The following is a 15220-nucleotide window of genomic DNA, read 5'->3' as shown; positions in this document are numbered from 1 at the left end:
GCCTGCCGACAGCATAAAATTTGGAAAGCTGCTTAGCCTCGTACAGCATTCGGACGAAAATGTTGCTGTGCCTGTGAAACGCTGTGCCATCTCGAATTTCCCTAGGGGACCTCAAAGATGGCACTTAAGTTCGGCTTCTGGTCGGAGCAGGAAACCCAGGTCGGGCAGAGCTACGCTCGCCGGCTTCATGAACTGGTCGACGAGGTACGCCTCGCAGAAAAGATGGGGTTCGACAGCGTCGCGCTATCCGAGCAGCACGTCGCACTCGGCGGCATTTCGAGTTCCGCCCCCGAAGTGGTCTACGGTTACCTTGCCGCGGTTACATCCCGCGTGAAGCTGCGATCCGCGGTGACCCTGATGCCGCAGAAGATCAATCACGCTTTGCGATCGGCGGAACGGCTGGCCGTTACCGATATTCTGTCGCACGGACGCATGGAGTTCTATGCCGGCCGTGCCAACACGACCATCGCCATGCGGGCCTTCAACGTCGACCCGAATGAAACGCTCCCCCAAATGGAGGAAGGGCTCGCGCTGCTCAGGAAATCGATGCGCGAGGATATCTTCACTTTCGAAGGCAAGTATTACCAGATTCCGCCGCGAATGCTGGTTCCGAAGCCGCTTCAGAAGCCCCATCCAGTGATCGGCATCGCCGCCACAAGCGAACGTAGCCATAGCTGGGCAGGCTCCGAAGGGTTCGCCGTGCTGAGCAGTAACATTTACCAAGGGTGGGACTATCAAGCCAGGCTGATCAACACCTACCGCAAAGCCTGGAAGCGCGATGAGCGCGGTCCGCTCGATCGCTCTCGCATCGGCCTTCCGCTCTTCTTTGGCATTGGTTCCACGGACCAGAAGGCGAAGGACGACTACGCTGAGCCTCTGATGCACTACGCCCGGATAGCGACCGACGCTTACCCCCGCCTGGCGAAGCTCTCCGATGACTACGCATACATGAGCGAGAGCCAGCCGGCGGCGGAACGCGCCGGAAAGGATTGGGACTACCTGCTCAACGAATCGGCGACCACCGTTTGCGGGAGCCCGGACTCCATCATCCGTCAGCTCGAGAAGTTCGAGGCGTTAGGCATCGATGAAGTCCTGCTTCACCTCGATTCGGTGAACCACGAGAAGATCATGGAAGCGATCGAGATGTGCGGTCGCTACGTGATCCCGCACTTCAACGACAAAAACAACGTTGTGCGACCCACCGAAGAAATCCTCGACAGGATCCGCGCGATGCGGCCGCAGAAGTGAACTCAAAGAAAAACAGGGCGGAGAAACCCGATGTTGCAGCATAGCTACAAGTATTTGATCGTCGAGAAGCGCTCCAGCGGCGTTGCCGTCGTCACCATGAACCGGCCGGAGATACTGAACGCCATCAATTGGGACATGCACGAGGAACTGGAGCGGGTCTTCGTCGAGCTCGATCACGACAAGGACGTTCGCGCGATCGTCTTGACCGGTGCCGGGCGTGGCTTCTGTTCGGGCGGCGATCAGAAATCGCTCGACAAGGGTCCGCTGCCGTCGCCAACGAGGAGCGGACGCCATCTGGTCCGCAACATGCTCGAGGTCGAGGTGCCGATCGTGGCGGCGGTCAACGGTGTTGCCGTCGGGCTCGGGGCGACGCTTGCTCTTTTTTGCGATGTCATTTTCGCAAATCCGACCGCGCGATTTGCGGATACGCATGTAACGGCGGGTGTGGTCGCGGGCGACGGCGGCGCGGTGATCTGGCCGCTGCTGATGGGGCCGGTGCGCGCGAAGCACTACCTGATGACGGGTGAGTTCATCTCTGCCGAGAAGGCCGCCGCCATGGGCATGATCAACGAGGTCATTTTGGGAAGGGACGTCAAGGACGCGGCGATCGAATACGCCGAGATGCTTGCAAGCGGCCCGCGGGAGTCGATCATCTGGACGAAGTATAGCGTCAACAAGATCATCAAGCAGTACGCGCATCTGGTACTCGACACCTCGGGCGCGCTGGAGATGCTGACCTTCGCGCTGCCCGAGCGCCGCGAAGCCGTCGCCGCCTTCGCTGAGAAGCGAAAGCGCTTCGCGGAGCGGTGAGATGGACGTCGAATCCATCACGTCCGGAGCTCAACTCGTCGACGTGACCATTCCGCAGCTCCTGAACGCGCGACGGGCGGAGCGGGCCGAGGCGGTCGCCTACAAGCAAAAGCGTCGCGGCGAATGGATTGCCGTGACGTGGAGGCAGTATTCGGATCAGGTGGCCAATCTGGCAGCCGCCCTGCAGCAGGCCGGGTTCGAGCGCGGTGATCGTGCAGCCATCATGGGGGATGTGTCCCAGGAATGGCTTCTCGCCGACATGGCGACGATCTGCGCTGGTGGCGTCATGGTCGGCGTGTACTTCACTTCGTCGGCGGAGGAAGTCGCCTATTACCTGAGCGATTCCGGCGCCTCCTTCATCTTTGTCGGCAGGGAGCTTCAACTCGGCATCGTCCTGGCGTCCGGCCAGGCCGAACAGTTGCGGAAGATCATTGTGCTCGATCCGGATTGGAATGGGGGCGATGCGGCGGCGAACGTCGTTTCTCTCAAGGACTTTTGCGGCACGACCTCGGTCGACGCCGATGGACTTCTTCGCAAGCAGGCTGCGCAAGCGAAGGCGAGCGATCTGGTCAGCATCGGTTACACGTCAGGAACCACCGGCTTTCCGAAGGGCGCGATGCTGACACATCTGTCGCTGCTTGCCGGTGCGCACAGCGTGACGACGTTCAGCCCGCGGATGCGTTCCGACACGCATCGCGTCGTCGTGCATCTGCCGATGTCGCATACGGTCGCGCGCGCGCAGGCAACGACCTTGCCTTTGCTCGCGCGGATGGTGCCGCATTTCGGCGAGACCAGCATGGAGTTCGCCCAGACGATCAAGGACGTGAAGCCGACATATTTCACGGCGCCGCCCCGCTTCTATCAGCGTTTTGCCACACAGATCCTCAGCAAGGTCCATTCCGGATCCGCGAAGCAGAAGCAGGACTATCAATTTGCGATGACGATCGCCCGCAAGGCGCTCGACGACCGTCAGGCCGGCGGCACGCCGGATCCCCTGATATCGGCCCTGTTCGCCGTGTGCCAGGACCAGATCTTCCGTCCGCTGCTTGCTGAAGTCGGGTTCGAAGAGCTCGCGATCACCTACACATCGTCGGCTGCGATGCCTTCCGAACTCATGTCGCTCTGGCAGCTTTGGGGGCTGCAGCTGAAGGAATGTTACGGCCAGACCGAGCTGGTCGGAGCCAATCTGGTGCAGATGGCGGAATGGCCGGAAGCCGGCACGGTTGGCGTGCCCGTGCATGATGCGGCCTGGGAGACAGCGGTTCTCGAGGACGGAGAGATGATTGTCCGGGGCCCGGGGCTCTTCGTCGGGTACTGGAACAAGCCAGAGGAAACAAAGTCGACTCTGCGCGACGGCTGGCTTCACACCGGAGACATCGTGGATATCGGCCCGACAGGCCTCTTCAAGCTAGTCGATCGAAAAAAAGAGATCATCAACACGTCCAACGGAAAATCCATCAGCCCGACGCAGATCGAGAATGAAATCCGGCACAGTCCGTTCATCTCCGAAGCCGCGGTGATCGGGGAAGGAAAGAAGTATCTCACTGCGTTGATCGAAGTTGACGCTGTTGCGACGATGGAGTGGGCGCGATCGCGGGACCTTCAGATCGCGCAGTACGCGGATCTGGCAAATTCCGAAATCGTCGTCCGGATGATCGAAGGAGAGATCGGCAAGGCCAACAGCAAATTGGCCAGAGCCGAGCAGATCAAGGCCTTCCGGATTCTGCCGGAAGAACTGTCTCCGGAGAACGGTGTGATGACGCCGACCAGGAAGAAGCGACGGAGGCAAATTATCGAAAGATATCGGTCGTTGATCGATACGCTTTACGACGAGAGTGAAGACGAACTGGTCAAGGCCGAGATGAAAACGTGATTTGAAGGGGCGCGTCTGTTGCGAGATGCGCGCCGCCCAAAATCGAGCGTTGTGATTTGATCGCCGCAATATTCATGCAGCCGACTGAGGAGAATGTCACATGAAGAATCGCAACGAAAGTGGCCTGACGCGTCGTGCATTGCTGGGCAGTGGCGTCGGTGCCGCCGCCGGCCTCGTGTCGTGGCCGGCAAAGGCAAACGCTACAGGCAAGGTACGGGTCGGCGCGATCAATCCGAGCAGCGGGGTACTGGCGTTTCCTGGCCAGGCCTGTGTGCGCGGCATCGATGCCGGCGCGAAGTTCGCCAAGGAGAAATTCGGAATAGACATGGAAATCATCCATGCCGATACGCAAAGCAGGCCGGAGAACGGGCGGATTGCCGCCGAGAATCTGATCCGGCAAGGCTGCACGGTGCTCATCGGGGCCTGGGACTCCGGCGCAACGATATCCGCGCTGCAGGCCGCGGAAGCCGCGAAGGTCCCGATGGTGGTGCATATCGCGACCGCGACCCAGGTGACTTCACAGGGATTCACCCAAGTCTTTCGCTACTGCCCCACGTCGCTGACGATCGTCAGGAAGTCCCTGGCCGAATTGAAGTCGCTGTTGTCGCCGCTCAAGGATATGCCGACGAGCGCGGCGATCATGCATCTCAACAACACCATGGGGCAATCGACCGCGGCCAGCATCGATCAGGCCTGGAAGGAGGTCGATGTCCCTCTGAAGATTGCGCAGTACATCCCATACGACGAGAGGGCCAGGGATCTCTCGGTTGAGGTGGCGAAGGCGAAAGCCTCCGGCGCCGACGCGCTGATATCGGTGACGCGTGTCAACGATGCCATCATGATCATCCGGGAATGCGTCAAGCAAGGGTGGAATCCCAAACTGATCTTCTCGCCGAATTCGAATGGCGTGCAAGACAAGGCATATTACGACGCATTGGGCAAATACGGTGACGGCGCGGTACTGTCGACGTTGTGGTACAACCCGAAGGCGCCGGACGCCGCAGCGATCCTCAAGCGTTTTGCAGCCGACTATCCAAATGACTGGCTCGATGCAAATTCAGGGGCTGGTTTCGAAGCCGTGCAGATCGTTGCGGATGCCGTCAGCCGCGCGGGCTCTTCCGAATCGGGGGCGATCCATGCCGCGCTCAAGGCAACCGATATGACGCCGATCCTGATGTCCAGCGGCAGGATCAAGTTCGATGCCAGCGGCCAGAACATGGGGGGTGATGTGACGATGCTGCAGGGACAGAACGGAAGGCCTCGCGTGGTAGCGCCGCAAGCCGCGGCCGAAGCAACCCTTCAGTACCCGCTGGCGCCGTTCAACTCGAGGTAAGGACCTGAGTTGCGGCTCAGAAGGCAAAGCCGCACGCGGGCGGAGGGCCTATGCCGGCAACTCGTGACCGACGAAGCTGGACCGCTCAGCGAGGAAGCGACGAGGGCTCTTGCCCATCGTCTTCTTGAACATGGTGATGAAGGCGCTGGGCGTTTCATAGCCCAGATCGAGCGAGACCGCCTGGACGGAAGATCCGGCCGACAGGCGCTGCAGCGCGACAAGGATGTGAAGACGCTGCCGCCAGCGTCCGAATGTCATTCCGGTTTCCTTCAATACCAGGCGGGCGAATGTGCGCTCGCTCATGGCGTATCGAGCAGCTAACTCGTCGACTGTGCTCCGATCGGCAGGATCATTGAGAAGCGATGCGGCAAGATGCTGAAGTCGACTATCGGTGGAGATCGGCAGATACATCTGCTCGGTCGTCATCTGCACCAGTTCGTCGAGCAGGACGCGCCCGAGTCGGCTTGTCGGTCCCTCCATCGGATACAAGGGCGGAAATACCGACAATCGATGGATCAACTCGCGGACCAGCGACGATATCGTGAACGTGCAGCATGTGGTTGGAAGCGCACTCGCCTGTGGATCGATGAAGACGACGTAGACCTTTCCGGCGTCCGACATGCAGTTGCTGTGCAGGACTCCGGCGGGTATCCATACAGCACCCTGTGGCGGAACGATCCATAGTCCTCCCGGAGCGCGGCACATGACCGATCCATGAGAGGCCACCACCAGCTGCCCCTTCTTGTGCGAATGAAGCGGCAGTTCATCGTTCCCCTGACCTGTCTCGATGGACATGGAGATAATCGGTCGGTCGAACTGGTCTGGATCGATCGGATCGTAATTGATCCGAATGTCCGGCAAGCTCATTCGGGCAAAGCCGTCGTCCGTTTCAACAGCGGGTGACTTGTGCATTGGATTCGCTCATGGAAACCGCAGTTCCAATCTGTTGGGCGGCGATAACTCCGACGGAGGGTTCCTTCAAAGGATAGCTCTTTGACAGGTGATCGTCACGGGAAAGTAGGGCGAAGGAGAGGATGCCGCGGCAGAGGACTGTGGGCCGCCCGTCGCGGAGGCGAGGCGATTTGCCCGCGACGGTTGCGGTCGCCGCTCGGTGTCATGCGTGCGGGGCGTGGATAGCCTCTGTCGAGCAAGTTCGCGCGTTATTGCAAGGCCCGTAGCGAGCGCTGATGCGTGGGAATCTGGCCACGATGTTCGGCATCAGCAACTATAGAACGACCTCAATCAGGCGAGGGCCGCGATTGCTCATCGCGCTGCCGAACTGGCTTGCGAATTCCTCGACTGATGTTGCGCGCGTTTGTCACCGCGCCGGCGTTGACCAGCGCGTCCAACAACTTGAGCTAGAAGCCCCGGCGCGACCAGCGGTCTGTCGTCGACCGCCCGTAGTCGGCCGGCCAGTCGCACCCAGCGGCAGCCGACCTTCAGCACGTGCAGAATGCCGGAGTCACACGGCGATCATTGACACGCCTGGCGCCCGGTTGGTTCTTCGGCAGATGCGACTCGATCGTCGCCCACGCCTCGTCCGACAGCCCGAAGAGCGCCACGCCTCACCTCCCGCAATCCCACGCTGCATGTAAATCAGGAAAGCCACTGCAACTCACCCTCTGATTGCGTTTGAGCCTTAGCGTGCTGGTTGCGCCGCCCCCCTGGCGCCATGGCTGAAAGCTTCGAAACGGCGGAGAACGCGTTCAAGGGCATGCTCCGCAACAAACCCGCGAATACCTTCCAGCCCGATCGTAGCCGCGGGTTCCGCCCGCCGCATCATCCGACGCTCGACATCTTCTATCGTGCTGTCAGAGATTCCGTGCCGGGCAAGCGCCAGTCCCAGTTCGGCCGCATCCTGCAACGCGAGATTCACGCCCTCGCCACCGAACGGCGCCATGACATGCGCGGCATCCCCGATCAGCGTCACGCCATGATGGTGTGGCCACGTGAATCCGGCGGGCAACCCCACGATCGGACGTTGAATGGGCAGTTCATCGAACGCCTCGACAAACCGGAGCAGGGATGGCGCCCAGCCCTGCAAGAGGTTTCTCATATCGCAGCGGGCCGTCTCGACGGAGCCGAGGTTCACAGGGCCAGGCAACAGGTCTTTTTCCGGTACGGGTAGCATAAGGTAGATGTGGATTTCGCCACGGCTACTGCGCTGGGCCATCAAGCCCCGATGACGTCCGATCGCACTGATCTTCCCGCGTGGCAGCATCGCAGCAAGGTCAGGGTGCCGCTCGTCGACCGAGGTGATGCGGATATCATAGGCGACAACGCCTGAATAAGCGGGCTTCACTGCCGTCAGCAGCGGCCGGACCCTCGACCATGCACCATCCGCGCCGACGACGAGATCGAAAGTGCCGAGCAGGCCCGCTTCGTCCATCACATCGAAACGCCCCGTCGCTTTCTCACTGATCTCGACGACCTTCACGCCCCAGCGCACGACGTCTGTGTCCAAGCTGTCGAGCAGGATTTGGCGCAACTGGCTGCGATCGATCTCCGGCCTGGTGCCTGAGCCGAAGTCGGGCTCCTCGAAGCGCTTCCTACCATGCTCATCGTAGATGGCGCCGCCCTGATGGTCATATCGGGCAAGTTCGCGGAAGCGGTCATGGAGGCCGGCCACTTTCAGCGCCCATTGACCCGATGGCTCGTGAATATCGAGCGAGCCGCCCTGTTGACGCGCGGACGTACGCGCTTCGCGTTCGAACACTGTGGCAGCCACGCCATGATGCTGAAGGACGCGAGCGAGCATCAGTCCGCCCGGCCCGCCGCCGATAATGGCGATCCCTCCCTTTTGCATGTTCGGCCTCTTGGGTTAGAAACATAGGCCTCTATATATCAATATAGGGCCCTATGCAATGAGGAGCGATCAGTGAAGCGAGACGGCTGGAATCCCAGTGAATCGCCGACGATGCTGGTGACACGCTGCGCGCATCTTCTCGCACGGCAGAACGACAGCAGGTTTAGAGCGCTTGGGATAAGCGTCAATCAGCTACCTGTGCTCGTGCAACTCAAGGACGGCAGTAGCCGGACGCAGGGCGAACTGACTCGCTTTGCCGGCATCGAACAGCCCAGCATGGCGGAGTTGCTGCGGCGGATGGAACGCGACGGGCTGGTGGTGCGAGAGCCTAACCCGACGGACCGGCGGAGCAGCCTCATAAAGCTGGCCGATCATGTCTTCGATCAGATCGGCGCCGCCCGCGCCGCCCTGACGGAGACCAGCAACATGGCGCTCGAAGGCTTCTCGAACGAGGAGACTGAACTGCTGGTCGGGCTGCTACGGCGCATAATAGCGAACCTCGGCGACGACGATCGATGGTTCACCGACGCCGCCAAGCGATCCGGGCCGCAGCCGACATGATGGCCACGAGATGTTGCTGCTTATCGGGCCAACATCGCCTTATCTGACAGCCGGTACAATCCCGTCGCGCGAAGCGTATCAACGCGAGGCTGAAGACCGCTCCAAAGGTGAAAGGTCTCTTAATAAATATGGACTCCGAGACGCCGAATACAAAAGCAAGTGAGATATCACGCGAAGATCTATATGAGATGGTCTGGGCTACACCCATCAGCCACCTGGTGGAAAAGTTCAAGGTGTCAGGCTCTTACCTAGCAAGGGTCTGTGGAGCACTCAACGTGCCTCGCCCACCGACGGGTTACTGGCAGAAAAAGGCGGTTGGGAAGGCCAGCCCTCGTCCCGAACTGCCGGTTGCGCTTCCGGGCGATCAGCTGAGTTGGACAAAGGACAAGTCGCTCACCATCCCCGTCAAAGTTCGCGTCCGAAAGAAGCGAGATGGCGCCGCTGTGACCAAGACCCTCAGGCAAGGCCGCCATCCCATGCTGATCGGCGTGGAGCAGCACTTTCGCAAGTCGCGTAAGGTGGAAGACGGGGAGTTTCTGAGGCCTTACAAACAGCTTTTGCCTGATAGCCAGCCAATGGTAACGGCTGGGCCGAACTGCAGGATGACGGTTCGCTCGAAGGTGAGATCTGCCTTCTCAACGGCGACGACATCCCATTCATCGCGCGTCGCTCAAACACTTCTTCAACAGCCTGCTAGATCATCTCACGATCGGTGCGTGTGATGAATTGGATGGGCGCCCGATCTCCAGCATGCTCATGGCCTCGCCAGCCGGTGGATTCCTGACCGATGAGATGAAAGTCACTGACAGCGGCGCTATGGCTCTGTGTCTTGGCTTAGTGAAAACGATTGTTCGCGCTCTGGCCACTCTCTCGCGGGAAAAAATCAGCGCCCACGCAAAGACGTCGTTCGTCCCAGAGGCCACCCACGCGTCACGAGCAGTCCATCGTCAATCAATGCCTTCGCGCCGGACGCTGAAGACTGAGCTCTGCCACCGCGGCTCCAGATTCATCTCGCACCTCGATGGTGACTTGACGCGACGTATTGGCACCGGCTCGATCGCGCACAACGTCAGCTAACGATTTAGCTGCCTCGATCTCGGCTGCCTCGATATCGGGCAGGAGGATGCCTTCCTCGTCTACCGCGAGTTCATCGCCCTCCCGGATGTCGAAGAAATAGCGTTTCATCCGGAAGCTCAATCTAGATCGCACTTCGCTATGAACCGACGCGGCAACGCAACTGCGATGCTCCGCACATGATTGGCATGGAGATAAATCACAGATCAAATGTCGCACCAATTCACGTTGTTGTTCAAGCTCAACGACGATCCTTCTAACTTGAGCGCCTAGATCGAACGTTCTTTGGACTCTTCTGGGTCGTCTCGTTAATTCGGGATTGGAGGGCGCTTGATTAGTGCCCGGCCAAATGCGCCGATCATTGCTGCCGCCTCGTGATCTCCGCGTTCATCGAGAATGCGATGCAGTGTCTTCGCGCTCTCCTGGAAAACGGGCAAAAGCGATGGTTCACGTTCGCACAAGACCCCTGCAATACACAGCGCAAGGGCCTCTGTGCCCATCTTCGCTTGAGCTAACGGATCTGCTGCCATCTTTTCCTGCTTTCATCGTCAGTTTCGCAGTTGTACACCGTCGGAACCCCGAGGCTCAGGTTGTGCGACGATGCTCGCTCCTGGAGGCGATCAAGCCCTTTAGTTCCTCCACAAGACGCCGCCCGACGAAGTTGCGTTCGGCGTCGGTCAGTTGAGTGTCTAACAGCCGCCGGTACCGCCGAACATTTGCTTCGCGGGTCCACCGAGCATCGGCGCCAGATATTCTCAACGGCCGATGCCGCCTCGTCACGGTATGCCGTTGCGGGTCGGAAACGGCGTAAACAGGTTTGCTGAAACGAGGCGGCGGCATCGCCATTCCGCCGCGAGGCGGCGGGTCATTCTCCTCGTCCAAGCGCTTCAGCGCGGCCAGGATGTCGGCAAGGCGCAACCTATGTGGGATGCCGGGCACCTCCCGAAGAGCTGGCTGGGACTCGACAGCGTACATATCCGACGCCCAGGACGAGAGGATAACGCGCTTCTCGTCTGTCGAAAGCCGCGCGTCGTGCAATACATCTCCAGGTGAATTGTAGTGAGATATCGGATGGAAAAGGGGATCAATGATGTTGGCATTGCGATTGACATGGCTCATGTCGTGTCTCCTATTTCTCCTTTCGTCCAGAGACGGGTTGATGCGGGTTTAGGATGAGGTCGGCGACGTTTACGCGCCGCCGACCTCAGATGTCAGTTGCTATTGATCGCAATACGCTTGACGCTCGATCTCGATTGCTCGGACTTCGGTAGCGTGACGGTGAGGACGCCGTTCTTGAATTCGGCTTTCGCCTTGTCTTCTTCGACGCCATCAAGCGAAATCTGACGCTCGAAGGATCCGTAATATCGCTCGCTGACGAACTTGGAATCGTCGCTGCGTTCAGCTTTCCTTTCACCGCGGATCGAAAGGACGCCATTGACGATTTCAACCTGGACATCCTTTTCGCTGAGGCCCGGGAGTTCGGCAGAAACCGAGACCTCCTTGTCACTCTCGCTCAGTTCCAGGCGCGGCCAGCTGAACTGGCCTTCCATCAGCGGAGTGTTGACGCGACCCAAAGAGCCAAAGCCGCGGAAGGCATCATCGAACAGGCGGTTCATCTCGCGGTGGAGCGTAAGAAACGGATCAAATCCCTCGCGTCTGGTTGAGAGTTCTTGACCTTTCGTCCAGGGAACAAGATCGCGAATACCCATGATATCCTCCTTAACTTGACATGCAGTGGTCCAGCGCACGGGCGGCTATCGTCCGTGCGTGATTTGACCCAACATGAGGCGGGCTCAGGCCGCCTTCTGCGTGAGTTGCGCGGCAGGAGCGTCGCTTTCGATGGCGATGCGCCGCGGCTTCATGGCCTCGGGGATTTCGCGCACGAGCTCGATCCGCAGCAGACCGTTGTCGAACATCGCCGTCTTTACTTGGACGTAATCGGCGAGGTTGAACTGCCGTTTAAAGGGACGCGCCGAGATGCCCCGATAGAGGAATTCGTGCTGATCCTTCTCGCCCTTGCGCCCCTCTACGGTCAGTACGTTCTGCTCGGCCGTCACGGAAATCTCATCCTGGCTGAAGCCGGCCAGTGCCACCGAGATCTGGTAACGGTCTTCGCCGAGCCGCTCGATGTTGTAGGGCGGGTAATTGTCTTCGGACCGATGCTGGGTTTCGTCGAGAAGATCGAAGAGGCGGTCGAATCCGATGCTCGAACGCCACAGGGGGGAGAAATCGTATGTCCTCATAGCCAAGTCCTCCTGAGAGCAAGATGGATACGAAGGAGCGCAAGACACACGGTGCAAGACACCGGTCGGCGCCCTGTTCGCTCTGCCGAGCCCAACCTGGCGCCCGGCACCGCCCGAAAGCGGCAAAAATCCAATTAGAAAAGCGGTATTCAGTTTCAAGGGTAGCTGCAAAAATTTTTGGGTTGGTTTGGCCGGATAATTCCGGTCCCGAACGGAACCGAGCTCGGTCAATTTGCCCACCAAGCGCACGACGAGCGATCCGCGATGAGCCCACTCGGTGCGGGGCATTGGTCCCTCGGGTACCAAACAGGAATGGAGGCACGCTTGTACCCTGTTCGAGAGGTATAAATTCCTTGATCCAGGTCAAGCGGCGGACAACTAGAGAACGGTGCCATCCCGGCTAGGTCGCTGGCAGCGGGGAGCTGAGCCTCCCCCGGGGGAGCGGCGCCGGCCGGGCTCGGAGCCCCTGCCGGCAGCTGGCCGCTGCAGAAGCTCAGCCCGCCAATCCGGGCAATTCGCTCCGAAGGCCCGTCATTATGAAGTTCACGCCTATCGCCGCTACGATGAGCGCCATGATGCGGGTTATGACGTTAATTCCGGTCTTTCCCAGGAACCGCTCAATCGCCGCCGCCGTCCAGAGGGTCACCCCGATCAAGAATGTTGCACTGAGCGACGCCGCGGCAAGCAGCGCCTTCGATAGCCAGCCAGGATTATCATTGGAGAGGGTGATGATGATGCTCACTTCGGCTGGGCCGACCAGTAACGGGAATGCAAACGGCGTAATCGCCATTCCATGAATATCCACCTCACTGCTGTCCACCCCGCTGGGTGATTGTATGAATTTCCCAGACTGGGCCTGAAACATCTCGAGCGCGATGACCAGCGCGAGCAACCCACCCGCGATACGGAAGTCATTGAGACCGACGTTGAAAAAGCCCAGGATTTCCTTGCCGAGCACGGCGGCCCCAACGAAGAAGACCGCGACCGCCGTGCAGGCCAGAACGATGATACGATGGATATTCGCGCTTCCGGCTTGCCGCGTGATCACGAGAAAGATTGGAATCGCACCGACCGGATTCGTCAGCGCGTAGAGCAGCATCGTGATTCCGATGAACTGATTCCAAAGCATGGTCGTGGTCTACCGCGGACAGCGGTGCTCCGCAGTCCTCAATCCTTTTCGATGACAATCTGCGACTCAGCCGCGAGGCCGGCCAGCGATCTCATCATCGTACGACGCAACGCCGCGTCGGAAACGTCGGCGGATTTCCACACGATGATGCGTGGCGCCTCGCTGCGGCCGGCCCAAACCAGGCTGTATCTGCGGATCAAACCGCCCGACTTGATGCTTTCAAGTGCCTCAGTGAGTAGATCGTGAAGCTGTACCGTCATGACGAGATCTCTGGCGAAATGCCCGACATCCGTAGTCCAGGTCAGTCGATTCCAATCCGCAACATCGCACGAGCGAGTTCGAGTTCACTGATTGCTTGGCGCAGTGCCCTGCGGGCCGCGCTCTTGTCACCGTTCGCACAGGCTGCGCTCAGCTCGGCAAGGTACCGGCGGGCCGCCTCAGCGTGCGCCACAAGATCTCCGGCACCTGCAAAGCTCGATCCCCGTTTCGTGTCCATAGTCAATTGCCTCCGACCGAAGATCCGTCAGCAATGTGAAGCTTGCTCACAAAAGACGATAGGAGCAAACTCGGGTATTTCAAGGTTTCTCGGAAGGGAGTTAGCCTGCTTGTCGCGGCAACAGAGTGTCTGGTTGTCAGGTCATCAATCGCAATGGCACGGCTGCCGTGCCAGCGCCGCACGGGTACGCTGGGCAACTCTGTGTTCGGATTCGTCAGAGTCAGCGGGTGACGCATCCTGCATGACGCCCCTCTGACGCCCAGCCTCGTCTCGGATGAAGACGCCCTGATGACGGAAGTCCTGAACACCGGTTCGCGCTCGACGTCCAAGCAGTGTTCGATTGCAAGCCTCTTGAGATCACCGAAACCGAAATCCTCGGAAAGGGCATCTTACGGCGAGTAATGGTTCGCGGAGCTGCCCTCATAAGCGTCTCAGACTTCCGTCGCGGATCCGGCGCTGCTGGGCCCGCAGATACGCCATGAGGCGAGACTAGCCCGGGGTCTTGGTCACGTGCTGGACGATCCAGAAGCAGGTACTGCAACTCTTGTCCGCGAGCGTAGGCGATCGCCGCCTCTGCTGAGGGAAATGAGAGCTCGAGTTGGGCGAGCGGGTCATCGTCCTCCGTCCAACCCATCAATGGCTCGATGCTTTGCGGCGTGCGACGCTCAAACTTAAGTTTCCATTCCTCTTTCCGCCTTGGCGCTGAAGTCATGACTGAACGCGCCACCCTGTATATGACGGCTTGAGCATCAGCTGGAAATGTAGATCGGGCGTTGGCCGGCATCTCCGCCTCCGCGGTAAGTGTTGAGTTGCCTAATTCACATTCGTTGCTCCCCGCTTTTCTTCGAGCGGCAACGCGGCGCGATGGCCACTAATGACACCGTCCTCGAATGCGGCGGGCGGGCATTTTGCTCGGTCATGATCGCAAACGCGGTGACCGCAGGCGAGCAATTACTTGTTTGTGCCGAGCCAACTTAGAAGCGACCTTTGACGTTTCAAGTCCCTTGCCATCTCGTGCAGACGCGCCGTGTGCCATCCCATCTCTACTTGCCGTCTCTGTGGAATGAATCATGCGTGGAGCGATTTCATCGCAAGGGGGCGCGGCGCCCCCTCGGTATTCACAGCTCCACCAAACGAGCGAGGCGTCAGCTCCTACGAGCTACGGCGAGACGAAGCGCGTCGTGCCCCACCTAACTGAAGAGTTGTTGCGGGCAATCCGTCCGTCAATGGCGTCTTTCGAGCTTAATCAACGAACGGGGCCCTCGGGGCGGCCCCACTGTCCTCGTCCTCACCACCAATGGTGCCAATGCCAGCGGCGATGCCACCACGGCGGGGCCACGTAGAAGCGCGGCGGCGGCGGATAGTAGGCGTATGCGCCATACAAGTTCGGGCGCCACCAGCATCGTCCCCACGGGTTGCAGATCCAGCGAACTTGCTCAACATTGGGCTCAACGTTAGAGGTCTGCTGCGCTCGCGGCAGACCATTCGGCATGGCCACTGCGCTCGACGTGAAAGCCAAAGCCGCAAGGGCCGTCAGAGCTGCTTTTCCCTTCATTGGATCCTCCTTACCAAACAAAAAGCGTGAATAGGCTCCGCGATCGACGATGACACGCTTGCGCGGGTTATGTCGGGTGGTCGCAGACGTCG

Annotated in this window: 14 protein-coding genes and 1 pseudogene; 5 read left to right on the top strand and 10 right to left on the bottom strand. The window is 59.7% G+C overall.

Annotated elements, in window-relative coordinates; all coding sequences use genetic code 11:
• The first annotated feature begins 117 nt into the window (after window positions 1-117).
• From XH92_RS39455 to XH92_RS39440, 4 genes are all read left to right on the top strand, one after another.
• Window positions 118-1248, top strand: a complete 1131-nt coding sequence (locus XH92_RS39455) for an LLM class flavin-dependent oxidoreductase (RefSeq protein ID WP_194456844.1) — start codon at window positions 118-120, stop codon at window positions 1246-1248.
• A 30-nt stretch (window positions 1249-1278) separates the two neighbouring features.
• Complete coding sequence (locus XH92_RS39450; RefSeq protein ID WP_194456843.1) at window positions 1279-2058, top strand: enoyl-CoA hydratase/isomerase family protein; 780 nt, start codon at window positions 1279-1281, stop codon at window positions 2056-2058.
• Window position 2059: 1 nt separating this feature from the next.
• Complete coding sequence (locus XH92_RS39445; protein WP_194456842.1) at window positions 2060-3931, top strand: long-chain fatty acid--CoA ligase; 1872 nt, start codon at window positions 2060-2062, stop codon at window positions 3929-3931.
• Between the two features lie 100 nt (window positions 3932-4031).
• Entirely contained in the window at window positions 4032-5264 is a 1233-nt protein-coding gene (locus XH92_RS39440; RefSeq protein WP_194456841.1) for an ABC transporter substrate-binding protein, read from the top strand.
• A gap of 48 nt (window positions 5265-5312) precedes the next feature.
• On the opposite strand, the gene XH92_RS39435 is transcribed toward XH92_RS39440, so the two are convergent.
• The 3 genes and pseudogenes from XH92_RS39435 to XH92_RS39425 all read right to left on the bottom strand — a co-directional run bounded on the left by XH92_RS39435 (window position 5313) and on the right by XH92_RS39425 (window position 8070).
• Window positions 5313-6176 carry a helix-turn-helix domain-containing protein gene (locus XH92_RS39435; protein WP_246788040.1) on the bottom strand — a complete coding sequence of 288 codons (864 nt, stop codon included), beginning with the start codon at window positions 6174-6176 and terminating at the stop codon, window positions 5313-5315.
• Window positions 6177-6625: 449 nt separating this feature from the next.
• Window positions 6626-6826: pseudogene (locus tag XH92_RS39430) on the bottom strand (transposase); the annotation flags it as partial.
• Window positions 6827-6903: 77 nt separating this feature from the next.
• Window positions 6904-8070, bottom strand: coding sequence for an NAD(P)/FAD-dependent oxidoreductase (locus XH92_RS39425; RefSeq protein ID WP_194456840.1), 1167 nt, complete (start codon window positions 8068-8070; stop codon window positions 6904-6906).
• A gap of 72 nt (window positions 8071-8142) precedes the next feature.
• Between XH92_RS39425 and XH92_RS39420 the strand changes: the two genes are divergently transcribed.
• Entirely contained in the window at window positions 8143-8631 is a 489-nt protein-coding gene (locus XH92_RS39420) for a MarR family winged helix-turn-helix transcriptional regulator (protein ID WP_246788038.1), read from the top strand.
• A gap of 951 nt (window positions 8632-9582) precedes the next feature.
• Here XH92_RS39420 and XH92_RS39415 read toward each other — a convergent pair.
• The 7 genes from XH92_RS39415 to XH92_RS39385 all read right to left on the bottom strand — a co-directional run bounded on the left by XH92_RS39415 (window position 9583) and on the right by XH92_RS39385 (window position 14285).
• On the bottom strand, window positions 9583-9816 hold the full coding sequence (locus XH92_RS39415; RefSeq protein ID WP_194456839.1) for a hypothetical protein: 234 nt from the start codon (window positions 9814-9816) through the stop codon (window positions 9583-9585).
• Window positions 9817-10290: 474 nt separating this feature from the next.
• On the bottom strand, window positions 10291-10824 hold the full coding sequence (locus XH92_RS39410; protein WP_194456838.1) for a hypothetical protein: 534 nt from the start codon (window positions 10822-10824) through the stop codon (window positions 10291-10293).
• Between the two features lie 92 nt (window positions 10825-10916).
• Window positions 10917-11414 (bottom strand): Hsp20/alpha crystallin family protein, encoded by a 498-nt coding sequence (locus tag XH92_RS39405; protein ID WP_246788037.1) that lies wholly within the window; start codon window positions 11412-11414, stop codon window positions 10917-10919.
• A gap of 84 nt (window positions 11415-11498) precedes the next feature.
• On the bottom strand, window positions 11499-11948 hold the full coding sequence (locus tag XH92_RS39400) for an Hsp20 family protein (RefSeq protein ID WP_194456837.1): 450 nt from the start codon (window positions 11946-11948) through the stop codon (window positions 11499-11501).
• A gap of 493 nt (window positions 11949-12441) precedes the next feature.
• Window positions 12442-13077, bottom strand: coding sequence for a MarC family protein (locus XH92_RS39395; RefSeq protein WP_194456836.1), 636 nt, complete (start codon window positions 13075-13077; stop codon window positions 12442-12444).
• Window positions 13078-13115: 38 nt separating this feature from the next.
• Window positions 13116-13337, bottom strand: coding sequence for a hypothetical protein (locus XH92_RS39390; protein ID WP_194456835.1), 222 nt, complete (start codon window positions 13335-13337; stop codon window positions 13116-13118).
• 456 nt (window positions 13338-13793) lie between these two features.
• Window positions 13794-14285: an NADH dehydrogenase ubiquinone Fe-S protein 4 gene (locus tag XH92_RS39385; RefSeq protein ID WP_246788631.1), complete on the bottom strand. Its 492-nt coding sequence runs from the start codon at window positions 14283-14285 to the stop codon at window positions 13794-13796.
• Between the last annotated feature and the right edge of the window lie 935 nt (window positions 14286-15220).

This window comes from Bradyrhizobium sp. CCBAU 53421 (genome assembly GCF_015291625.1).
Taxonomy (GTDB): Bacteria; Pseudomonadota; Alphaproteobacteria; order Rhizobiales; family Xanthobacteraceae; genus Bradyrhizobium.
The sequence above is the reverse complement of the archived record's forward strand: the minus strand, read 5'-3'. Positions and strand labels throughout refer to the sequence as shown.